Source organism: Phyllobacterium sp. RCAM01083 (assembly GCF_055685835.1).
Map to the genome: position 1 here is coordinate 2,417,219 of NZ_JBVFZN010000005.1, position 22,520 is coordinate 2,439,738.

Below are 22,520 nucleotides of genomic sequence, written 5' to 3' on the forward strand. Positions count from 1 at the left end.
TATTGTTGCACCAGTTACAATGGGGGTATCAGCCATGCTTGCACAGCGTCTTGGCATCGTCTTTTTCATCTTCCTGGCGTTTGCCTTGTCGTTTGGCAGCTTTGTCCACCACACGGCAAAATATGGCCGTTACCCGCACCTCGCCTCCCAGGGCAAGGTCGTGCAGGATGCCAGCCGGAACTGACCCGGGCTTTACACAGGAATACTATCGTTTGGGTTTCTCGGCCTTCTCCAGGCGTTTGAGCAACTCGACGAGCTGGGACGGGAGTTCCCGGTCGGCCTGAGACGGCTGGGAGGATTGTACCGCATTGCGGAACTCCTGCCGCGTGATCTGCGCGCGGACGACAGCGGCGACCCGTCGATGCGATGTTCCGTGTTTTACTGCCATAGCCCTTCCCAACCATTTCTGGAGCAAGATTGGCATTCACCTTCCAATGCGCACCCAATCCTCAAAGCGGCCTGTCCTACAGGTATCCACCGGTTTTCCGCGATGGCGCTCTCTGGGCATAACGGGCTTCACGCGCATTCGTTTCAGATTTTACCGGCCTATGGTCAACAAAAGCTGAAGACCTACAGGGACGTCCTCGCGCGATATTTTATTTCGCCGGACAGGAACCCAAACCGTCATTGTCGCGTTTTCCTCAAAACCCCAAAAGGATGCGCCATGTTGATCCGTGTCGGATATGAAATTGCTATTCAATGCAACGAACCAACACCTATGACGACCTATTTGAATCTGGAGTCGGACCGGCTTTCCGACATTGTTTGTGAACGCGGCCCCGTCGCATCACCCGGTGTGAAGCTGGAGAATTTTCGCGATCTCTTCGGGAATAATTGCCTGCGCCTTCTGGCTCCGGCCGGAAATCTATCGTTGAAATACGACGCGGTGCTGCGGGATGATGGCTTACCCGACCCAGTTGACGGCAATGCCCGGGAGCTGACCGTCGACAAGTTGCCGACCGAATGTCTGGCCTTTCTGTCGGCAAGCCGCTACTGCGAAACGGACGAGCTCAGCAATCTGGCATGGAACCTTTTCGGTCAGGTGGAGCCGGGCTGGACACGTGTTCAGGCGATCTGTGATTACGTCAATCAGCGCCTGACGTTCAGCTATGGTTTTGCCCGGGCCACGCGGACCGCCGCGCAGGCGCATGAAGAGCGGGTCGGCGTATGCCGGGACTTTGCGCATCTGGCCGTGGCCTTCTGCCGCTGCATGAACATTCCGGCCCGTTACGTCAACGGATACATGGGCGATATCGGCGTTCCCGCCGATCCCGCCCCCATGGACTTCAACGCCTGGTTCGAAGTTTATCTCGGCGGCAAGTGGCACACTTTCGACGCGCGCCACAACAAGCGCCGCATTGGCCGCATTGTTGTCGCCCGTGGGCGGGACGCCGCTGATATCCCTCTTATCTATACATTCGGGCCGCACCAGCTGACGAACTTCAAGGTCTGGACGTTCGAGGAGACCAAGCCGTCCTTCTCCAGCCAACACTTTGAAAAGGTTTCACTTGTCACGCCCTGGTTCAGCCAGAGATGGGCCCGGCTTTCGCGGCATATCCAAGCCAGAACAGACGCTGAAAACACGATGTAGCGGGCTCGGGGCCAGCGTCCCGCAGGCTGTGGAAGCCGGCTCAATACCGGTGATGCCATCTGCCATATTCCGATATGCCGCTCGTCTGTTTGCACTGCGGTAAGCTCTTCCGCAGCCGCAACAAATCGTTTCGAATTGCCATGCCGCATTTGAAGGGCTAGCTTTTTCCCAAGCGGGATTTCATTCGATTCAGGAAAGGACTATTCCCCATGCCTTTCACAAATCCTCCAGAGCCAGCCTATTCGCAGGATGATTGGGATCTTATGCTGGCGGCCTACAACAGGGCCGCTGCCACCCTTCTCGTGCAGTCAAGCACCGATGACGAAGCGAGGATTATCGCAGAGACCGTGATGACCGCCTTTAACCGCGGCAATCGCAGCGTAAACTCACTCGCCGCTCTTGCGGTGATCACGGCCGTCAATGCCCATCCGGACGTCAGCGGAACGGACACCCGGCCCGAAAAGCGATACGCCTGACGCAATCCACCCGGCACACACGCTTGCTGCTTTGACATTCAACTCCATTTGCGGCAAATGTGACCTTCATTGTTTGGGTTGAGGTCTTAGAATGAAATTCATCACTGTCGCGACACTCCTATGTGGCCTGGCTTTGTCTGCCTGTGGCTCAACCTATGCGACATGGACGCCGCGGCAAACCGAGATTACGGGGAAAAACCCGCCCGAATGCCAGCGCGGCATCGGTATTTGCCCGAGTGAGTATGGCCGCTCCGGACAAATGCGCGCCGGCAAGACGGGCTGACATTACCTATCGAAGCTCCGGCGGAATTGATCGTTGAGATCATCAACAATGGTCTCCGGCCCACGGTGCCCGCGCAAACCCGCGTTAAGGCAATCCGACGCGGATTGCTGAAAGGCCATGTAACCATTGTGGCGCGGGCGCACCCACGCCGCTTCCAGTGTCCGGCGCGTTGCGGTGTAGAAATCTGACGTCGCCGTATTCACCGCCTCGTCTTCCCACGCGTCAGCATGCCCCGGCTGGCCGCCCGTACGCGCATAGGGACCACGCTGGACATCGCCGCTTGCAATCCAGTAGGCAAAATCGACAGCCGCTTGCCGGTGTTCGGAAAAGGCAGAAACGGCAATCCCGGTTCCGCCGAGGGCAGAACCCATTGGCCCGCTATTGCCCACGGTTGGAATGTCGGCAAAGGCCACAAGATGCGGCCGAAATCCCGGAATGGCGTAGTTGACGTAGCCATAGATCAGCGGTGCGCAGGCGACCGCCGATCCGGCCTCGGCCATCCGTTCAAGCACGGCAATCGGGTCCATCTCGAAACATGCGGGATCAACGAGGGCACTGATCTCGCGCATCATTTCCAGCACACGAACCCCATGCTGCCGTTCGATCAGCTCTCCGGTTGTCGTGGCGCAGGGCGTCCCCATGTTTCCGCTCAGGGTGTAAAAGGTCATGAGCGAATGGGGCGGCCGGAGCGGAAGAAGAACCCTGCCTGCGCGGGCGAGAACCAGCGTTTCATCCCAGCTGCCGGGTGACCGGTCCAGGAGATCGGGCCGCCAGGCACAAACCTGCGTTGCCGTATCGATCGGAAATGCCCATTGATGTCCCTGCCAGTGGTAGCTCCGATAGGATCGCCCGACGCTGCCCTTGAGCAGCGCGCGGCGCTCGACCTCCCGGCCGGCAACATCCAGCGGGGCGAGGCAGTTCTCTGCCGTAATCTGCCCGACATGCGGATGATCGATGACGATCAGATCATAGGTTCGCGCCAGTTCCTCGACTGGAAAGGACTCAAAATCCTGCAGTGAACGCTTGGCCCATTCCACTGTGACGCCTGTTTTCTCCTGCCAGAGCCTGGAGCAGGCAACCATGGGGTCGTAGCCGCGCGGATGGCTCCACGTCATGCCTTTCAATGTAATGCTGCTCACAGACCGAACTCCTTGCGGATCGCCTCGCTGTGCTCGCCAATGCGCGGCGCGGCGCGGTCGGATTTTGCCCGCTTGCCGTTGACCCGGATAGGCGATCGCGTCGTGAGAATGGAAACATTATCCGCCCGTTCCACCCTTTGCAGCATATCGAGAACCTTGAAGCCTTCGCTTGCCATCAGTTCTTCCCAGTTCAGCACTTTCGCGCACCAGATATCAGCAGGTTCGAGGATCGAAAGCCAATGCTCGGTCTCCTGTGTGGCGAGTTTTTGGGCGATGATGCGTTTGATCTCATCCCGGGCGGTAAACCAGCTGGCGGGCGTATCGCGATAGGGTGCCAGTTCATCCAGACCGAGAAGATCAGCGAGCTTGGGCAACGGCGTCATGGCAAGAGCCAGATAATTGTCCTTGGTTGGGTAAACGCCGTATGGCGCGGAGAGGTAGGCATGCGCACTGCGGAAATCGGAGCGCTTGGGCAGCCGGCGGCCGTCATTCAAATGGGTGGTCAGCACTTCGAACTGGAAATCGATCAGCGATTCCAGCAGGCTTGTTTCGATATGGCTGCCGGTTCCGCTGATCCCGCGCCGCACCAAGGCGGCAAGAACCCCCTGAACCGTGGCGGCACCCGCCAGCATGTCGGCGACCGCAAGCCCGAATGGCACGGGTCCCTGGCTTTCATCGCCGTTCAGCCACATCAGGCCGGAGCGCGATTGCGCCAGCAGGTCCTGTCCGGGACGGCTCACCCAAGGGCCCTCCTCGCCGTAACCGCTGATGCTGGCATAGACCAGCCGCGAATTGACGGCTTTCACCGCGTCGTAATCCAGTCCCAGTCGCTTGATAACGCCGGGGCGGAAATTCTGGATGAGGACATCGGCCTTGCCGAGCAGTTTTCTCAGGGAAGCAAGGTCGCTCTCACTTTTCAGGTCGATTGCAAGACTTTCCTTGGCACGGTTGATCGCGTGAAAAATCGTCGAGTCGCCACCGATTTCGGTATCGCTCAGATAAAGCCGGCGTGAGAGATCGCCGCCGTCGGGGCGCTCGATCTTGATGACCCGCGCGCCGAGATCCATCAGGCGCAGCGAGGCATAGGGGCCCGACAGGAATTGGCTCATATCAACGACGAGCAGGCCGGCAAGCGGCAGATCAGCATTGTTCGTGGTCATCACTTCTCGGTCTTTCCAATAAAATCGGCGGGATTCTGGTATTTCACCGTTTGCAGATGCTCGCAGTAGAGGACGAGCTCGCCTTCGTTCTTGAACACTTCATAGCTGGCGCGGATCAGCCCCAAATCCTTGTAGCGCGGGCGCTTATCGAGATTGGTCCTGATCGTGTAAATCGTATCGTTCAGGAACACGGGTTTGATGAAACGCAACTTGTCATAACCATAGGAAAAGGCGTTGACGCAGTTGGTCGCAACAAGGCCAAGCCCGGCGGAAAAGACAAAGGCACCGGCGACGAGCCGCCTGCCGAAAATGCCTTCGCTTTCCGCAAACATCTGGTCCTGCACATAGGGATGGATATCGGTGACCAGCGTGTTGAAGAGGTGGCTGTCGCTTTCCGAAATCGTCCGCCGCAGCGAACGGATTTTCTGTCCGACAGGCCAATCCTCGTAAAACCAGTTTTCAGCATTCCAGACCGGCAAAGCCGCATGATCGGCAGGCATGTTCTTCGGATGCGTCGACGAGACGCCGACAGTCGGTGAAAACCCGGTCACACCCGCACCCCGCCGCGGTCTACGCGCACTGTTCCGCGCTGTTCCGGACACCTGAAATCGAACGGGTGTTTCATTGTTCTCGCCTCCTTCATCTTCTTTTGTAAATATTATTTTCACATATGGGTATTCCTGACAAGCCAAAAAACGGGGAAAATTGTGCTGCAATGCAAAAAGCCCGATGGCCGGACATTTTCATCCGGCCATCGGGCTTCTTTGTTCTAAATCCTGTCCTTCGATGCATTAGCGCATGACAATACCCTTACCCATCAGGCGCTCGCGATCATGCGGCCGGTCGAAATCAATCAATGGACCGGCAGGCACAATACCCGTCGGATTCACAGAGGCGATGGAATAGTACCCCGCCTTGATATGATCGATTTTCACCGTCTCGCGCACGTTTTCAAACTGATAGAGCTCTCGCAGATAATGCGAGAGATGATGATAGTCCTCGAGCCGCCGGATGTTGCATTTGAAGACGCCATTATAGGCAGCATCAAACCGGACGAGCGTAACAAACAGCCGCCAGTCGGCCTCGGTCAGGTACTGCCCCGCCAGATAGCGATGATCGGCCAGATGCGCTTCCACACGATCAAGCGCCGCAAAGACATCACGCACGGCTTCGTCATAGCTTGCCTGTGATTTTGCAAAGCCGGCGCGGTAGACGCCGTTGTTGATGTTGTCATAGACGAGGCCGTTCCACCGCTCGATCTCCGGCCGCAGGCTTTCTGGATAGAAATCCCTTTTATCGCCGGTCAGTCCGTCAAAGGCGCCGTTCAGAATGCGGATAATATCGGCAGACTCGTTGTTGACGATCTGCCCCTCGCGGCGGTCCCACAGCACCGGCACCGAAACCTTGCCGGTATAGGTCGCAAGGCTGGCGGTGTAGAGCTGATGCAGATAATGGATCGGCGGCGCTTTTTGCCCGGCATCGACGAGATTGGTGAATGTCCAGCCGTTTTCACCGAGCGCGGGCTCGGCAACCGCAACGCTGATGATGTTTTCCAGCCCCTTGAGATGACGAAAGATCAGCGTCCGCGAAGCCCAGGGACACAGATATGAAACGAAGAGCTGATAGCGCCCTGCCTCAGCCTTGAAGGTTGGCGTCCCCTCCTTGTCGAGCACGCCATCTGCCGTGATCCAGTTGCGAAACCGGGTCGGTTCGCGGTGGAAGGCTCCATCTTTCATTTCACTGGCGGCGACGTCGCCCTTGATCCATTGTCCATTCACCAAGGCTGGCATGTGCTGATTTCCTGACTATTCGACTGCGCGTCAGGATCGCATTTCATGGGTGGCATTCATACCACCCATGCCTTGACAGACTGTTTTTGCCATCGCGACAATGGGAAAATCCGCCGCCCTAGCCCGTGACTGCTCCTTCACTGGCGGATTTGGTCAGCGTGGCAAATTTCGCGAGGACACCCCGTGTATAGCGGGGTGCGGGCTGTTGCCATGCCTTGCGGCGCGCTTCCAGCTCGACATCGCTGACTTCAAGTTGCAGCAGCTGCTTGTGGGCATCGATGGTAATCGTGTCGCCCTCCCTGACGAGGGCAATTGCGCCGCCCTCGAACGCTTCAGGCGTGACGTGGCCGACCACCATGCCCCAGGTTCCCCCGGAGAACCGTCCGTCGGTGATGAGCCCGACGCTTTCACCCAGACCGCGTCCGATGATTGCCGATGTCGGCGCCAGCATTTCCGGCATGCCGGGCCCGCCCTTGGGGCCGAGGTAACGCAGGACCAGCACATCGCCCGGCCTGATCTTGTCCGAGAGGATGGCGTCCATCGCCGACTGCTCGTCATCGAACACCCGTGCGGGGCCCTCGATAACCGGGTTTTTGAGGCCGGTGATTTTTGCAACAGCCCCCCCCGTCGCCAGATTTCCCCTGAGGATAGCCAAGTGCCCCTCCTTGTAGAGGGCCTTGTCGATGGGTCTGATGATGTTCTGATCGGCGGGCGGAGCATCTGGAACGTGGGCCAATTCCTCGGCAATGGTCCGGCCGGTGATCGTCAGGCAGTCACCATGCAGCAACCCGGCATTGAGCAGGATTTTCAGGACCTGCGGGATTCCGCCGACCTGGTGCAGGTCCACAGCCATATACTGGCCTGATGGCCGAAGGTTGCAGATCACCGGAACCTTGCGGCGCACGCGCTCGAAATCATCCAGCGTCCATTCGACTTCCGCCGCGTGGGCGATGGCCAGAAAATGCAACACAGCATTGGTCGATCCGCCGGTGGCCATGATCAGCGATACGGCATTCTCGATGGAATTGCGGATGATGATGTCCCGCGGCCGGATACCCCGGCGCACCGCTTCAACCAGGACGCGTGCTGATTCGGCGGTGCTGTCCGCCTTTTCGGCATCCGGATTGGCCATGGTCGACGAGGACATCAATGACATGCCCAGTGCCTCGAACGAGGAACTCATGGTGTTGGCGGTGTACATGCCGCCGCAGGAGCCGGTGGAGGGGCAGGCGTGGCGTTCGATGCCTTCAAAATCTTCCTGACTCATCTTGCCCGCCATGAAGGAACCCACGGCTTCGAAGGAAGAAACGATGGAAAGATCCTTGCCCTTCCATTTACCCGGCTTGATCGTGCCGCCATAGACATAGATCGCCGGAACATTGGTCCGGGCAATGGCCATCATGCCGCCGGGCATGTTCTTGTCGCAGCCACCCAGCACCAGAACGCCGTCCATCCATTGACCGTTCACGCAGGTTTCGATGCAATCGGCGATCACCTCGCGCGAGATCAGCGAGTATTTCATGCCCTCCGTGCCCATCGCCATTCCATCGGAGATGGTCGGCGTGCCGAAGATTTGCGGATTGCCGCCCGCTGCCTTGACCGCAGCAACCGCCGCGTCGGCGAGCGGCTGCAAACCGGCATTGCAAGGCGTGATTGTGGAATGGCCATTGGCAATGCCGATCATCGGCTTGTCAAAATCCGCCTTCTCATACCCGAGCGCATAGTACATGGCCCGGTTGGGCGAGCGCGCTATTCCCTGCGTGATGTGTTTCGAGCGTTCATTGACTGCCATGACTGTTTCTCCACTAGGATATTTTGGTTCAAGACCGGATTGCCTATTGTTTAGAGCGCTTCCAAACACGTGTGAAATATATAATTCACACTTGATTAGGTCGTATTTTATATTAGAAATGCGGCATGGATCTGCGTCAGCTGCGCTACTTTATCACTGTTGCCGAAGAACTGCATTTCGGGAGAGCTGCGGCGCGGCTCAACATGACCCAACCGCCGCTCAGCCAAACCATACTCGCGCTCGAAGAGGAGATCGGCGTCGAATTGTTCATGCGCACCAAGCGCAGTGTCGCGCTGACGCCTGCGGGTGCGCAATGGCTGGACCATGTGCGCAAGGTTCTGGACACAGCAGGCGCGCTCCCCGGCATTGCCCGACAGCTGGCGCACGGCACCATGGGTAGTTTGAAACTCGCTTTCGTCAGCACAGCCGATTACAGCCTGCTGCCGGCACTGCTCGGCCGTTACAAGACGGATTATCCCGGCGTGCAGATCGGCCTGCAGGAGGCAACGAGTGACGTGCAGATCGAAGCGCTTCTGAACGGAGACATTCACGCAGGCTTGATCATCCCGCCGTCGCAGACCAGCCTTCACGCTTCTCTCACCTATCTGTCATTGCTTCAGGAGGAACTTGTCGCTGCAGTCCCGGAGGAATGGGTAGCATCAGGCAGGTTGGCTCTCTCCAACGGAGCGCTCGACATCAAAGGCGCTCTGTCGGAGCCGCTGATTATCTTTCCCCGCCGCAGCGCGCCGGCCTTTCACGATCTGATCACCGGCTATTATGCCGGCAACGGTGCCGTCCCATGCGTCGGGCAGGAAGCCATCCAGATGCAGACAATCATCAGCCTGGTCTCTGCGGGGATGGGAATCGCGCTGGTGCCGGAATCGCTGCGGAATCTTGGCCGTGCCGGCGTTCGCTACCTGAAACTGTCGGGCACGCCGCCACGGATCGAGACCGGGCTTGTCTGGCGCCGAGACGATCCGTCGCCGGCGCTCAGACATCTGATTGATATTGCCTCGGCGTTCAACGGATCGCCTTGACCAGATCCTTGTCGGGAAAGCAGGTGGCAGGCAGACCCTGTTTCGTTTGCCAATCGCCGATGGAACGCCGTGTCTTGAAGCCGGGGAAACCGTCGGCTCCGCCAGCGTCATAACCCTTTTTTTCCAGCGCCCTCTGCAAACCGGCAACGTCCGAGCGATAGAGCCCGCCGACATCACCCCAGCCGGCGGAAAAACCCTTCGCACCATTGGCGATACGGTCACCCACATGCCCGATGAAGAGCGCGTAGAGATCGCTCATATTGTATTCCTTGATCACGTAGAAATTCTTGGTGACCACAAAGGCCGGGCCGTGACGCCCGGCCGGCATCAACAGGAAGCCCTCGCGATTGGTTTCGCTGGCCGGAAACGGCTTGCCGTTGACCCGGGTGATGCCAAGCTTGGCCCATACGGCGAAAGGCTTGCCCTGATCCGGACCTTCCAGGGAGCAGCTGACAGTCTGCGGGACATTGACTTCGTAACCCCAATCACGGCCGCGCTGCCATCCATACTGCGCGAGATAATGACCGATGGAACCGAGCGTATCGGGAACGGAATTCCAGATGTCCCGCTTGCCGTCGCCATCAAAATCCACTGCATGCTCGAGATAGGATGTCGGCATGAATTGCGGCTGACCCAGTGCACCTGCCCACGAGCTTTTCATGCTTGCAACGCCGATATAGCCTTTCTCCACAATCTGGAGCGCAGCCAAAAGCTCCTTGCGGAACATGTCCTTGCGCGTTGCCATAAAGGCTTTCGTGCCGAGGACGGCAAAGGCGTTGTAAGGGATTTTCACGCTGCCATAACCGCTTTCGCGTCCCCAGATGGCAAGAACGATCGGCCCCGGAACGCCATATTTGCTTTCAACGGCTTTGAGGATTTTGGCATACTGGCCAACCCGCGCTGCGCCACCCGATGTCACCGCGTTGACCGTCTTGTCGTTGAAATACTTGCCGGGAGAGCCGAACTCCGATTGCCGCTGCTCCTTGGGCGTCTGCGGCTTTTCGCCCGGCATGACCAGATCGGGCAAATCGAAATTGAGCGTGACGCCCGAAAAAGCCTGATCGAAAACCGCTTTGGAAATGCCCTGCGCCTTGGCTTCGGGCCAAAGATCGTTGACAAGCCACGCCCGGAACTGTGCTTCAACTTCCGGTTTTGACGCGGCCAACCCGGCTGTTGCATAGAGAAAGGTCGCAATCAACGCCGCAAGGGCAAGTCGCATCGGGCGTCTGATCAAAAGCCTTCTCCCTATAAAGAGGTCCGCGCGCGCAGGGCAGCGGCCAGCGTGCCCTCGTCGAGATAGTCGAGTTCGCCGCCGACCGGAACGCCGTGCGCCAGCCGCGTGATACGCACGTCAAAATCCGCAAGCTGGTCCGTGATGTAATGAGCCGTCGTCTGCCCCTCGACCGTCGCATTGACGGCGAGAATGACCTCCTTGATCTCGCCTTCCGCCACGCGGCTGACAAGGCTGCCGATGTTGAGATCGTCGGGACCGACACCATCCAGCGGTGACAGCCGGCCGCCCAGCACATGATAGCGGACGTTCATTGAACCGGCCCGCTCCAGCGCCCAAAGGTCGGCAACATCCTCGACCACGATCAGCGTCGCCCGTTCGCGGCGCGGATCGGTACAGATCATGCACGGATCAGATGTATCGACATTGCCGCATGTGGAGCAGATGCGCACCTTGTCCGCTGCGTCCTGCATGGCAGAACCCAACGGGATCAGCAGCGCTTCCTTCTTCTTGATGAGATGCAGCGCGGCGCGGCGGGCGGAACGCGGCCCGAGCCCCGGCACTTTGGCCAAAAGCTGGATCAAGCGTTCAATTTCGGGACCGGCGATTCGTTTCGACATATCGCCGGTTTAAAGCAAATTTCACGCATAGGGAATCGGAGACGCACCGCGAACTCAACCCAAGCAAAAAAGTGGGCGATATTTTACAACCCTGCATTCATTGTTGCCGGCGACAAACGAAGCAATCATCACCTCAAGCGCGAACAGCGCAAAGGTTCGAAGGTGAAGCAGATGCACCGTACCAGCCGGTGCATCGGGAGAATGGGCTACCCGACTGCGGCAACAGCCTTGCCTTTGAACTTGGAGGTGAACTATGCGGATTTTTCCGTTTAGCATCACACTTATTTTAAGAAAAACCCGGACGAGCTGGTCATGGACCGTCCGGGTCAATTTCAAATAAGAAAACGGGTGATCGGCGAAAGCTCATCCCCCACTCCAAGAGTAACATAAACTATCGCAGTGTTATTTCCAATAAACTTGTGATTGTGCAGAACCTGATCAGAACGGCAGTTTGAACCCCGGAGGAATTGGCAGGCCTGCCGTCAATGCCTGGGTCTTTTCCGCCATGATGGCCTCGACCTTGGCCTTTGCCTCGTTATGGGCAGCGATGATCAGATCTTCGAGAATCTCGACGTCATCCTCCTTGAAGAGCGATGGATCAATCTTGAGCGAGGTCAGCGCCCCCTTACCGGACAGCTTGACCGTGACGAGACCACCGCCGGAATGGCCCTCCGCCTCCAGCGCCGCGATTTCTTCCTGCATGGCAGCCATCTTGCCCTGCATTTCCTTGGCCTGTTTCATCATGCCCATAATGTCACGCATGGGAAAAACTCCTTTTGATCAATCATCTTCTTCGACGGGGGCCAGCGTATCGTCGCCGGAGCCGATCCCGTCCATGCCATCCGGGTCGCCACCTGCCTGTCCGGCGGGTGTTGCGATCCGTACATTTATAATCTTGGCACCGGGGAACCGCGACAGGATCGCCGCGACATCCGGATCGGCGCGCGCATCGCTGAGCATGGAATCGCGCCGGGCCGTCTCGGTTTCATTGATGGTCCGGCCGCCCTGTTCCCGCGACAGCGATACCATCCAGCGCGTACCGGTCCATTCACTTAGTTTCTGTGACAGGTCTGTCAAAAGCGTTTTTGGCGCGTCGTCGGTCAGATTGATCTCGAGCCGTCCCGGCTTGATGCTGACGAGCCGCACACAGTTCTTGACCAGTATCTTGAACTGCATGTTACGCTGCTTGTCGGCGAGCGCCACGATATCGGCGATGCTGGTAACGGGAACAGCCGGCGCCTGCTCTTCGGCAGCCGGTTGCACCGGCACAACAGGTGCCGGCTGCACTGACTGCTCAACCAGCCGCATGGTTGCACCACCACCAGAGGCAACTGAACCGCGCACGGGTGCAACAGCGTCCGCCGGAGCGGCGCGGCTCATGGCCTCGCCGCCGCCATTGCCGGGACGCGGGCCATCGCTTCGCGGCGGCTGCAGGGAGGAAGACGCCCCATTTTCCAGCGATTTCAGGGCTTCATCCAGCGTCGGCAAATCGGCTGCATGCGCCAGCCGGATCAACAGCATTTCTGCAGCCTGGACGGGGCGATTGGACGCGTCCACCTCGGCAATGCCTTTCAGCAGCATCTGCCATGTCCGGGAAAGGACCCGGATGGAAAGCTTTTCGGCATAATCCCGGCCGCGCAGGCGTTCATCCTCGGACAGGGAGATATCGTCTGCCACATCCGGGGTGAAGCGAATACGCGTCACCAGATGGTTGAAATCGGCAAGATCGGAAAGAACAACACTGGGGTCCGCGCCGACATCATACTGTGCGCGAAACTCGCGCAGGGCGGACGCCACATCGCCGCGCATCAGCATCTCGAAAAGATCGATGATCCGGGCGCGATCCGCCAGGCCCAGCATGGAGCGTACGGTCTCGGCGTCGACATTACCGGCACCATGGGCAATCGCCTGATCGAAGATCGACAGGGAATCGCGCGCCGAACCCTCGCCCGCACGGGCGATCATCGCCAGGGATGCGGCATCAACAGTGATGCTCTCCTTGTCGGCAATCTTCTTCAGCAGCGTCGTCAGCATGTTCGCGTCGATACGGCGCAGGTCGAAACGCTGGCAGCGCGACAGCACCGTGATCGGAACTTTACGGATTTCGGTGGTGGCGAAGATGAATTTGACGTGGGGCGGCGGCTCTTCCAATGTTTTCAACAGGCCGTTGAAGGCCTGATTGGACAGCATGTGCACTTCGTCGATGATATAGACTTTGTACCGGGCCGAAACCGGGCGGTAGCGAACCTGTTCGATGATTTCACGGATGTCATCGATACCCGTATGCGAGGCGGCGTCCATCTCGATGACATCGACATGGCGGCCTTCCATGATCGCCCGACAATGTTCACCTGGAACAGACAGGTCGATCGTTGGTTTGTCGATTTCCGCCGTCTTGTAGTTGAGGGCGCGGGCCAGAATGCGGGCAGTGGTGGTCTTGCCGACACCGCGCACACCGGTCAGCATCCATGCCTGCGCAATGCGGCCAGTCTCGAACGCATTGGTCAGGGTCCGAACCATCGGCTCCTGCCCGACCAGATCGTCGAAATTCTGCGGGCGATATTTGCGGGCGAGCACGCGATAGGCGCTATCTGCCGTTTTGGTGTCCATCCCGGTTGATTCCGCTCCTGCATTACTCTTCATGGCGCTAATTGTCCGATTCTGACATTCGCATGTCTCGCGTGATGTCAAATTCGTTCCACCAGGCAAGTTTGTACCGCTGCACACCGCAGCGTCAATGCCGAATGACGGCTTTAAAGAGGATAAAGGTGGGAGGCTGGCACGGCGACCCGTGCCTGGCTCGTTGGGGCTGCTTCCTTCCGGACCTGACCCGGTTGGCGAGTGGCTCGTCCACCACCAACCTCCCGAGGCTCATATCGGCAATCTTTGCGCAAAAAGCAAGCGGGACCACAAAAAAACTGCTAATTGTTGCAAATCATGACGTTCATACTCGATAGCAAACTTGCAGCTGATACGATTCCCATTGCAAGGCTGGGCCTTTGCGATCTGCGCCTGATGAATGACCGGCGCTGGCCTTGGCTCATTCTCGTGCCGCAAAGGGCTGATATCAGCGAGATTCACGACCTCACCCCCCTCGACCAGACAATGCTTGTCTTTGAATCGGGCATTGCCGCACAGGCGCTCAAGGCTGTCGTCAATTGCGAAAAGATCAACACCGGTGCTCTCGGCAATATCGTCCGGCAGTTGCACCTGCATATCATTGCTCGCAACACCGGAGATCCGGCATGGCCCGGCCCAGTCTGGGGCTATGGCACGCGCGAACCCTACGGCGAAAAAGACGCACGGGACTTTGCGAACGCCATTCTCAACGCTATCTAATCAGTATCATCACATAGTCCCATTCCGGACCGGTCTTCTGGAGCGCCACTTATGTCATTTCGCCTTTATGATGTTCCGGAAGCGGAAGCGAGCCGCTTCGTCGGCTTTGCCGGCAACAGGATAAACCGCCACTCTGAAAACCGCAGCGATGACGTGGTGACGGTCGCACTTGCGGATGCAAAGGCGCGTATGCTGCTGATCGGGCAAGGCCAGATACTGGTGTCGCAGGGAGACGGCATGGGCAATGCCTTTTTCGGCCTTGAAGAAGCCGCAGCACTGTTGCCCCACCCGAACAGGACAATCTATCTGGGAATGCAGGAGGACATGCCGGTTCTCGCCGCCATGAGCGGTATCGATCTGGCAGCCCTTCCCGAGACAATCAAGGCCATTGAATACCGTCCGGTCTATACGCAAGGCCTCATACCCGAAGACCAACTGGGCGCCATGGCGCAGGCTGTTTCGCTGCTGACGTGGCATGAGAATCACCGCTTCTGCGGACGCTGCGGCACGGAAACGGTGATGCGCGATGGCGGGTACCGGCGCACTTGCCCGAATTGCGACGCCCAGCATTTCCCGCGCACCGATCCGGTTGCCATCATGATGGTGGTGCGCGGCGACAAATGTCTTCTGGCGCGTGGATCCCATTTCGGACCGGGCATGTATTCCTGCCTTGCCGGGTTCATTGAACCGGGGGAAACCATCGAAAATGCCGTGCGGCGCGAGACACTGGAAGAAACCAATCTGCCTATCGGCCGGGTAGTCTATCACGCATCGCAACCCTGGCCCTTCCCCTATTCACTGATGATCGGCTGCCATGCGGAGGCTTTGTCCGACGATTACACGCTCGACAAGGCGGAGCTGGAGGCAGGCCGCTGGTTCACGCGCGATGAAGTCGCCCTGATGCTCGACCGGACGCACCCGGAAGGATTGATGACGCCGCCACCCGGCGCCATCGCCGCCCATCTGATCCGCAGCTGGGTTGAGAGCGGGGTTTAAGCCCTACCAAGGTTGAATTGAAAATATCGCCCAATTGGTATATATCATTGTCATATCTCAAAAGAGGTGCGACATGGAAAAAGCCAAAATCTTCTGGTCCGGACGCTCGCAGGCCGTGCGTCTTCCAAAGGAGTTCCGATTTGACGCCACAGAGGTTCGTATACGGCGTCACGGGCAATCCGTGATTCTTGAGCCGATGCCGGAAAATTGGGCTTGGCTGGATGCCCTTTCAGGCCCGTTAGACGACGACTTTGCAAAAGCTGCGGGCGAGAAGTCAGTACCGCAGGAAAGACCTGATCTCGACTATTTCAAATGAAATTCTTGCTTGATACCAACGCCATCATTGCGTTGCTGAAAGGCAATGAACGGCTGCACAGCCGGCTGCGTCGACATCAGCCGCAGGATTTTGCAATCTCGGCCATTGTTGCCCATGAACTATTTTACGGAGCCTACAAATCACAGCGCGCCGTTCAGAATGTCGGCCTTGTTGAAAGTCTGCAATTCCCGGCACTTGAGTTTGATCTGGACGACGCCAGATATGCGGGCGAGTTGCGCGCAAAGCTTGCGCGCGCGGGTAGTCCCATCGGCCCTTACGATGTTTTGGTCGCAGGGCAGGCCCTTGCACGGTCTCTGACCCTCATCACACGCAATGTCCGTGAATTTCAGAGGGTCGAGGGACTCAGCGTTGAAAACTGGGAGGATTAGACCGTCAATCTACTCTTCCTCGCCCTGGCTGCTGCGGAATGTCGTATCGGCGGGATAGACCCCGAGAATCCGCACCTCCTTGGAGAAGAATTCCAGTTCTTCCAGGGCATGGGCAACGTTCTTGTCGTCCGGATGCCCTTCAATATCGGCGTAAAACTGCGTAGCGGTGAACTTGCCGTCAATCTGATAGCTTTCCAGCTTGGTCATGTTAACGCCATTGGTGGCAAAGCCGCCCATCGCCTTGTAGAGCGCCGCCGGAACGTTGCGCACGCGAAAGACGAAGGTCGTCATCATGAGTTCGTCGGATGTGCGCGGTGCCCACTTTTTCGTCTTGTTCAGGACGACGAAGCGCGTGACATTGTTTTCCGTGTCCTCGACATCCTCTTCCAGGATATCGAGACCATAAAGGCTGGAGGCGAGCCGCGGTGCGAGCGCCGCCATCGTCTTGTCCTTGACGTCGGAGACCAGCCGCGCCGCGCCTGCCGTATCCCCGGCAATGACCGGCTTCCAGCCGTTCTTGCGGATGTATTTGCGGCACTGGCCAAGCGCGTGGATATGGCTGTGAACCGTGACGATTTCGCTGCGCTTGGTGCCAGGAAGAACCATCAGCTGAAAATGGATCGGCAGAAAATATTCGCCGACAATGTGCAGGCGCGATTCCGGCAAGAGGTGGTGGATGTCCGCCACGCGCCCGGCGATCGTGTTCTCGATCGGGATCATCGCCAGATCAGCCGCGCCACTTTCAACCGCGTTAAACGCATCCTCAAAGGTCGGGCATGGCAACGGCTCCATGTGCGGAAACATGTTCCGGCATGCGGTGTCGGAATTGGCACCCGGTTCGCCCTGAAAGGAGATGCGGTTGGTCTTGGCCATAATCAATTGCCCTTTATTGAAGTAAGAATGTCACGTGCCCGCTCAAGATCTTCCTGGGTATCAACACCCAGTGGCACCGAATCAACGATCTCGACATCGATGCGCATGCCGGCTTCCAGCGCGCGCAGCTGCTCCAGCCGTTCGCGCTGTTCGAGTGGCGACGGGCCAAGGCTGACGAATCGCTGCAGAGCTGCACGGCGATAGGCATACAGACCGATGTGGTGGTAGAGCGGGCCGTTGCCGTAGGGAGCCGTCGCACGCGTAAAGTAGAGCGCGCGCATTTTCCCGGTGCCAATATCTGACCCGACGATCTTCACCACATTCGGATTGGTCTTTTCATCTTCCCTGGTGATCTCAACACACAATGTGGCGATATCGGCGGGACCTTCACGCAGCGGCAGGAGCGCGCGTTTGACCAATTCCGGATCAATGGTCGGCAGGTCGCCCTGGACATTGACGATGGCATCGACAGTGCCTTCCGGATCGAGTGCCAGCAAGGCTTCATAGATGCGGTCCGAACCTGATTCATGGTCGCTGCGTGTCATGACCACTTCAAGTCCGTGGGCTTCGACCGCCGCCTTTACCTCGGCGCTGTCGGTGGCAACAACAGCACGGCCAAGACCGGCCGCCAGGGCACGTTCAGCCACATGCACGATCATCGGCTTGCCGGCAATATCGGCCAATGGCTTGCCGGGCAAGCGTGTGGAGGCCATGCGGGCGGGAATCAGGGTCAATATTTTCATCGTCATAAGCACCCTACGGTGTCAAAAAGTCTCAGGCAGAACTGCCCTTATATGTGTTGCAAGTCTTGAGCAAAAGACCTAGTTTCCGCGCGATCACGAGGGGACTCTCGTCAAGTTATGCAGCGGTCTGCATTGACCAGATAATGAGAACCTCCGCAAGAGGAGCAATGATCGACAATGGATTCGAGCGCATTCAACAAATATGCCATGGCGTTCCTGGCAACAGTTTTCGTTGTCATGACAGCGGGCATCCTTTCGGATTTCTTATTTGATTCCCGTGCGCCCGAAAAACCCGGCTTTATCATCCAGGCTGCCGAAGCCGGCGGTGAAGGTGAAGCCGGCGCGCCAGCCGCAGCAGCTGCGGCCGTGCCGATCGCAACCCTGCTCGCATCGGCGGACGCGACGCGCGGCGAAGCGATTTTCAAGCGCTGCCAGGCTTGCCATACCGGTGAAAAGGGCGGCGCCAACAAGGTCGGCCCGAACCTCTGGGACATCGTCGACCGTCCCATGGCGACGCATGAAGGCTTCAGCTATTCCGGCGCCATCAAGGATTTCTCCAAGGGCGGCAAGGAACTCTGGACGTTCGACCATCTCAACCACTTCCTGACGTCGCCCAAGGGCTACATCAAGGGCACGGCCATGGGCTTTGCCGGTGACAAGAAGGACAATGAACGCGCGGACCTGATCGCTTACCTGCGCACGCTCTCCGACAGTCCAAAGCCGCTTCCTGCTGCCGATGCCGCGCCAGCCGGCGGTGAAAAGCCAGCCGATGCAGCAAAGCCTGCAGATGGCGCTGCGCCGGCACCGACAAAATAAGTCAGCCGTCAATTCCAAGGGAAAGCCGGGTCCAGTGCCCGGCTTTTTTGTATCCGTCAGCCTGATCCTATCAAGACTGCGTGTTTTTTTGCCGAAGGTCTGTTCTCCGCCGCATTTTCTCTTAGACTGACCAAAAAAGAGAACCGTGGAGATCTGATTTGCAATTCCGTCCGCTCGTTGCCAGCCTCGCACTCCTTGCCATGACAGCCGTGATTCCCCTATCGGATGCACGGGCTGCGGATGCTGAATGGCGGACGGCGGTCAGCGCTCTGGGCAAGCCGAAATACGGCCCGGACTTCAAGCATTTTGATTTTGTGAATCCCGATGCGCCCAAAGGCGGAACCTTGAATCAAATTGCTCAAGGTTCCTTCGACAGCCTCAACCCCTTCGTCGTCCAGGGAACGTCTGCGGCGGGGCTTCCGGGCGGGACCATACTGGGTGGATATCTCTACGATACGCTTCTCAGCCGGGCGCCTGATGAGCCGGCAACAAATTACGGTCTTCTCGCAGAAGCAGTTGCTTACCCAGATGATTTTTCCTGGGTAAAGTTCCGCCTCAACCCCGCTGCAAAATGGCATGATGGACAACCCATCACCGTCGATGACGTCATCTGGTCGTTCGACACCCTGAAAGCGCAAAGCCCGATTTACAACAAGTATTATCATGATGTGACAAAGGCCGAGAAGACCGGGGACGGAGAGGTTACCTTCACGTTTGCGAGCGGCGGGAACCGTGAGTTGCCCAGCATTGTCGGCGAGTTTCCCGTCTTGCCAAAGCACTGGTGGGAAGGCACCGATCAATCCGGCAAGAAGCGCGACATCACCAAGCCCACGACGGAAATCCCTCTGGGCTCGGCTGCCTACAAAATCGAAAGCGTCGACTTCGGCAAGACCATCGTATGGAGCCGGGTGGCTGATTACTGGGGCAAGGATCTCCCCACCAATGTCGGGCGCAACAATTTCGATCGTATTCGCTATGAATATTTCCGGGACGCAAACGCCATGTGGGAAGCCTTCAAGAAGGGGGGGTTCCAGGATTACCGCGGCGAGCCAAGCATCGGCCGCTGGATGCGTGGCTATGATTTTCCGGCATTCACCCGGGGTGATGTCGTCAAGGCCGTGTATCCACAGCGGTCGTCTGGTCGCATGCAAGGATTTCTCCTGAACACACGCCGCGACAAATTCAAGGATATCAAGGTGCGCGAAGCCTTGAATTTTGCCTTCGACTTTGAATCCATGAGCAAGAATGCATTTTTCGGTCAATACAAGCGAATAGACAGTTATTTCTCCGGCACGGAACTCGCATCGAGCGGCCTCCCGACAGGCAAAGAACTGGAGATACTTCAAGGGGTTAAAGGTGAAGTACCGGAAGGGGTTTTCAACGAGGAATTCAAGAACCCGGTTTCTGACACACCGCAGGCACAACGCGATAATTTGCGCAAGGCCGTCACGCTTTTGCGGGAGGCCGGTTATGATCAGAAAAATGGAAAGCTCGTCAATACAGCGACCGGTCAACCTCTGACCATCGAATTTCTGGCGGACGATCCGGGCAATGAGCGTACCATCGGACCTTTCATGACGAATCTGCGCAAGCTTGGCATAGACGCGCAAATACGGGCTGTCGATGCGGCCCAGTACGCGGCCAGGGTCAATGATTATGATTTTGACGTGATGGCAATCGCCGGGATCGGGCAAACGCTGTCGCCAGGCAACGAGCAACGCGATTTCTGGGGATCCAGCACGGCCGACACGCCTGGCGGGCGCAATTACATGGGTATCAAAAACCCGGCCATCGACAAGCTGATCGACAGGGTCATCTTTGCCAAGGACCGTGAAGAGCTTGTTGCCGCAACCCGTGCGCTCGACCGGGTTCTCCTGTGGAACTACTATGTTGTTCCGCAGTGGTATGATGACAGGGTCAAGATCGCCTACTGGAACAAGTTCGGCATGCCTGAAAAACAACCGGATTATATCGGTGTCGACCCGCTTTCCTGGTGGATTGACCCTGCCAAGGAACAAGTTCTGAAAGCCCACGCGCAATGATGGCCGGGCGTCTCAATCGCCGCGATCTGCTGAAATATTCCAGTGCAGCGGCTTTGTCCGCTCTCACTCCGCGTCTGGCACTGGCGGATGTGAAGACGGATGTTCCGCTGCATGGTCTTTCCGCCTTTGGCGAACTCAAATATCCGAAGGATTTCACGCATTTCGAATACACCAATCCCGATGCGCCGAAGGGTGGTACGTTCTGCTTCTCGCCGCCGACATGGTATTTCAACCAGTCAACGCAGACATTCAACACGCTGAACGGTTTCAGCGCACGCGGCGATGCACCGCCACGTGTGGAATTGTGCTTTGATTCCTTGATGACATCGGCGCTGGACGAGCCCGATTCCATTTATGGCCTGGTAGCTGAAAGCGTTACGGTTTCCCCGGACAAGCGGACATTCATTTTCAAGTTGCGCCCGCAAGCGCGTTTTCACGACGGCTCCCCCCTGACGGCTCACGATGCGGTGTTCAGCTATGAGACGCTCAAGACAAAGGGGCATCCCGATCTCGTGGTGATGATGGCGGAACTCACCGAAATTGTCGCCGAGGATGACCACACATTGCGTCTGACCTTTTCCGGCAAGCATTCCGGCCGCGCCATTCTCGACATCGCAGCAGGGATACCGATTTTTTCCAAAGCGTGGTACGCCACGCGGGATTTCGGTGCATCGACGCTGGAAGCGCCTCTCGGCTCGGGAGCCTATCGCGCGGGCATGATCCTTGCCGGTCAAACGATTGAATACGAGCGCGTTGCCGATTACTGGGCAAAGGATTTGCCGGTACAACGCGGCTCCAACCATTTTGACCGCATCCGCATCGAGTTCTTTCGCGACCGGCAACCGGATTTCGAATCCTTCAAGAAGGGCGATATTTACTGGCGCTCCGAATCCGTCGCGAAGACATGGGCGACCGAATACAATTTCCCGGCCATTCAGCAGAAGCGTGTCGTCAAACGCGAGTTCTCCAGCGAAAAACGGCCAGTGATGCAGGCCTGGGCTCTGAACCAGCGCCGGGAACAGTTCCGCGACCCTCGGATACGCGAAGCCATCGCGTTGTGTTTTGATTTCGAGTGGACCAGCAAGAACCTGTTTTACGATGTCTACAAACGCTCGCAATCGCTGTTTGAGAAATCGGAATTTCGCACCGAAGGCAAACCCTCCGCCGAAGAGCTGGCCATCATCGAGCCGCTGCGCGACAGGCTGCCGCCGGAGATTTTCGGCGATGCGGTCCTGCAGCCCGTATCGGATGGTTCGGGGCGCGACAGAAACAATCTGCGCCGCGCGGTCGAATTGATCACCGCAGCGGGTTATACGCGGCAGAACGGCAAATTCGTCGATGCCGGCGGCAGACCGCTCAACCTGGAAATGTTGATCCAGGCGGAAGTCTTTACGCGCTCCTCGGCACCGTTCATCAACAATCTGAACGCCATCGGCATCAATGCCACCCTGCGACTGGTCGATCCGGCGCAGTATCAAGTCAGGCTGCAGGACTTTGATTTCGATATGATGGGCGCTGCCTACTCCCTTGGTTCCACGCCGACACAGGAGAGCCTGCAGTCCATCTTTGGCTCCAAATCGGCTGCCATGCCCGGATCGACCAACTTTGCGGGCATTGCGGATCCGGTGATCGACGCGCTGATCCAGAAAGTCGGTGACGTGAAGTCACGGGCAGAATTGGTCACGATTATGCGTGTTCTGGATCGGCTCTTGCGTATAAGGCGTGACTGGATTCCAAATTGGTACAGCGCGAATCACCTCATCGCCTATTGGGATATGTTCGGCTTCAAGGAGCCCAAACCCGATTATGGCTTTCCGGTTGAAACGCTCTGGTGGCTTGACGAAGCAAAGGCAAAGGCAATTGGCAAGATTTAAAATGATATCTCCT

Annotated in this window: 22 protein-coding genes and 1 other RNA gene; 11 read left to right on the forward strand and 12 right to left on the reverse strand. The window is 57.8% G+C overall.

Going from position 1 to position 22,520, the window contains the following annotated elements; all coding sequences use genetic code 11:
* Positions 1-34: 34 nt before the first annotated feature.
* From ACZ25R_RS18675 to ACZ25R_RS18685, 3 genes are all read left to right on the forward strand, one after another.
* Entirely contained in the window at positions 35-184 is a 150-nt protein-coding gene (locus ACZ25R_RS18675; RefSeq protein ID WP_472461852.1) for a hypothetical protein, read from the forward strand.
* Positions 185-664: 480 nt separating this feature from the next.
* Positions 665-1,591: a transglutaminase-like domain-containing protein gene (locus tag ACZ25R_RS18680; RefSeq protein ID WP_472462517.1), complete on the forward strand. Its 927-nt coding sequence runs from the start codon at positions 665-667 to the stop codon at positions 1,589-1,591.
* A 209-nt stretch (positions 1,592-1,800) separates the two neighbouring features.
* Entirely contained in the window at positions 1,801-2,067 is a 267-nt protein-coding gene (locus tag ACZ25R_RS18685; protein ID WP_223611975.1) for a hypothetical protein, read from the forward strand.
* A gap of 285 nt (positions 2,068-2,352) precedes the next feature.
* Here the strand turns inward: ACZ25R_RS18685 and ACZ25R_RS18690 are convergent, their stop codons facing one another.
* The 5 genes from ACZ25R_RS18690 to ilvD form a co-directional block, all read right to left on the reverse strand.
* Positions 2,353-3,465, reverse strand: coding sequence for an extracellular solute-binding protein (locus tag ACZ25R_RS18690; protein WP_472462518.1), 1,113 nt, complete (start codon positions 3,463-3,465; stop codon positions 2,353-2,355).
* 20 nt (positions 3,466-3,485) lie between these two features.
* Positions 3,486-4,649 (reverse strand): CaiB/BaiF CoA transferase family protein, encoded by a 1,164-nt coding sequence (locus ACZ25R_RS18695; RefSeq protein ID WP_472461853.1) that lies wholly within the window; start codon positions 4,647-4,649, stop codon positions 3,486-3,488.
* Entirely contained in the window at positions 4,649-5,200 is a 552-nt protein-coding gene (locus tag ACZ25R_RS18700; RefSeq protein ID WP_223611979.1) for a MaoC family dehydratase, read from the reverse strand. The genes ACZ25R_RS18695 and ACZ25R_RS18700 overlap by 1 nt, the downstream gene beginning before the upstream one ends.
* Positions 5,201-5,440: 240 nt before the next feature.
* Positions 5,441-6,439 (reverse strand): glutathione S-transferase family protein, encoded by a 999-nt coding sequence (locus ACZ25R_RS18705; RefSeq protein WP_472461854.1) that lies wholly within the window; start codon positions 6,437-6,439, stop codon positions 5,441-5,443.
* 118 nt (positions 6,440-6,557) lie between these two features.
* Positions 6,558-8,231 carry a dihydroxy-acid dehydratase gene (gene ilvD / locus ACZ25R_RS18710; RefSeq protein ID WP_472461855.1) on the reverse strand — a complete coding sequence of 558 codons (1,674 nt, stop codon included), beginning with the start codon at positions 8,229-8,231 and terminating at the stop codon, positions 6,558-6,560.
* A 125-nt stretch (positions 8,232-8,356) separates the two neighbouring features.
* On the opposite strand from ilvD, the gene ACZ25R_RS18715 reads away from it, so the two are divergent.
* On the forward strand, positions 8,357-9,268 hold the full coding sequence (locus tag ACZ25R_RS18715; protein WP_472461856.1) for a LysR family transcriptional regulator: 912 nt from the start codon (positions 8,357-8,359) through the stop codon (positions 9,266-9,268).
* Here the strand turns inward: ACZ25R_RS18715 and ACZ25R_RS18720 are convergent.
* From ACZ25R_RS18720 to ffs, 5 genes are all read right to left on the reverse strand, one after another.
* Positions 9,252-10,487 (reverse strand): lytic murein transglycosylase, encoded by a 1,236-nt coding sequence (locus ACZ25R_RS18720; protein ID WP_472462519.1) that lies wholly within the window; start codon positions 10,485-10,487, stop codon positions 9,252-9,254. The two genes, ACZ25R_RS18715 and ACZ25R_RS18720, sit on opposite strands and share 17 nt — an antisense overlap.
* Positions 10,488-10,513: 26 nt before the next feature.
* Positions 10,514-11,119, reverse strand: a complete 606-nt coding sequence (recR, locus tag ACZ25R_RS18725; RefSeq protein ID WP_223611985.1) for a recombination mediator RecR — start codon at positions 11,117-11,119, stop codon at positions 10,514-10,516.
* A gap of 438 nt (positions 11,120-11,557) precedes the next feature.
* Entirely contained in the window at positions 11,558-11,881 is a 324-nt protein-coding gene (locus ACZ25R_RS18730; RefSeq protein WP_091878585.1) for a YbaB/EbfC family nucleoid-associated protein, read from the reverse strand.
* Positions 11,882-11,899: 18 nt separating this feature from the next.
* On the reverse strand, positions 11,900-13,762 hold the full coding sequence (locus tag ACZ25R_RS18735) for a DNA polymerase III subunit gamma/tau (RefSeq protein ID WP_472461857.1): 1,863 nt from the start codon (positions 13,760-13,762) through the stop codon (positions 11,900-11,902).
* Positions 13,763-13,887: 125 nt separating this feature from the next.
* Positions 13,888-13,984, reverse strand: an RNA gene (ffs, locus tag ACZ25R_RS18740) — signal recognition particle sRNA small type.
* 69 nt (positions 13,985-14,053) lie between these two features.
* Between ffs and ACZ25R_RS18745 the strand changes: the two genes are divergently transcribed.
* The 4 genes from ACZ25R_RS18745 (at position 14,054) to ACZ25R_RS18760 (ending at position 16,159) form a co-directional block, all read left to right on the forward strand.
* Positions 14,054-14,458 carry an HIT domain-containing protein gene (locus ACZ25R_RS18745; protein WP_105736783.1) on the forward strand — a complete coding sequence of 135 codons (405 nt, stop codon included), beginning with the start codon at positions 14,054-14,056 and terminating at the stop codon, positions 14,456-14,458.
* A 51-nt stretch (positions 14,459-14,509) separates the two neighbouring features.
* Positions 14,510-15,454 carry an NAD(+) diphosphatase gene (nudC, locus tag ACZ25R_RS18750; RefSeq protein ID WP_472461858.1) on the forward strand — a complete coding sequence of 315 codons (945 nt, stop codon included), beginning with the start codon at positions 14,510-14,512 and terminating at the stop codon, positions 15,452-15,454.
* A gap of 73 nt (positions 15,455-15,527) precedes the next feature.
* Positions 15,528-15,770 (forward strand): antitoxin, encoded by a 243-nt coding sequence (locus ACZ25R_RS18755; protein ID WP_472461859.1) that lies wholly within the window; start codon positions 15,528-15,530, stop codon positions 15,768-15,770.
* Positions 15,767-16,159, forward strand: a complete 393-nt coding sequence (locus tag ACZ25R_RS18760) for a PIN domain-containing protein (RefSeq protein WP_472461860.1) — start codon at positions 15,767-15,769, stop codon at positions 16,157-16,159. Before ACZ25R_RS18755 ends, ACZ25R_RS18760 begins: the two co-directional genes overlap by 4 nt.
* Before the next feature lie 9 nt (positions 16,160-16,168).
* Here the strand turns inward: ACZ25R_RS18760 and ACZ25R_RS18765 are convergent, their stop codons facing one another.
* Both ACZ25R_RS18765 and ACZ25R_RS18770 read right to left on the reverse strand, forming a co-directional pair.
* Positions 16,169-17,032 carry a prephenate dehydratase gene (locus tag ACZ25R_RS18765; protein WP_464662558.1) on the reverse strand — a complete coding sequence of 288 codons (864 nt, stop codon included), beginning with the start codon at positions 17,030-17,032 and terminating at the stop codon, positions 16,169-16,171.
* A gap of 2 nt (positions 17,033-17,034) precedes the next feature.
* The gene (locus tag ACZ25R_RS18770; RefSeq protein ID WP_472461861.1) at positions 17,035-17,787 is read right to left on the reverse strand and encodes a 3-deoxy-manno-octulosonate cytidylyltransferase; all 753 of its coding nucleotides are present in this window, start codon (positions 17,785-17,787) and stop codon (positions 17,035-17,037) included.
* Positions 17,788-17,952: 165 nt separating this feature from the next.
* Between ACZ25R_RS18770 and ACZ25R_RS18775 the strand changes: the two genes are divergently transcribed.
* The 3 genes from ACZ25R_RS18775 to ACZ25R_RS18785 all read left to right on the forward strand — a co-directional run bounded on the left by ACZ25R_RS18775 (position 17,953) and on the right by ACZ25R_RS18785 (position 22,507).
* Entirely contained in the window at positions 17,953-18,591 is a 639-nt protein-coding gene (locus tag ACZ25R_RS18775; protein ID WP_223611997.1) for a c-type cytochrome, read from the forward strand.
* A 200-nt stretch (positions 18,592-18,791) separates the two neighbouring features.
* Positions 18,792-20,633, forward strand: a complete 1,842-nt coding sequence (locus ACZ25R_RS18780) for an extracellular solute-binding protein (RefSeq protein WP_472462520.1) — start codon at positions 18,792-18,794, stop codon at positions 20,631-20,633.
* Positions 20,633-22,507 carry an extracellular solute-binding protein gene (locus tag ACZ25R_RS18785; protein WP_472462521.1) on the forward strand — a complete coding sequence of 625 codons (1,875 nt, stop codon included), beginning with the start codon at positions 20,633-20,635 and terminating at the stop codon, positions 22,505-22,507. The genes ACZ25R_RS18780 and ACZ25R_RS18785 overlap by 1 nt, the downstream gene beginning before the upstream one ends.
* Positions 22,508-22,520: the final 13 nt, after the last annotated feature.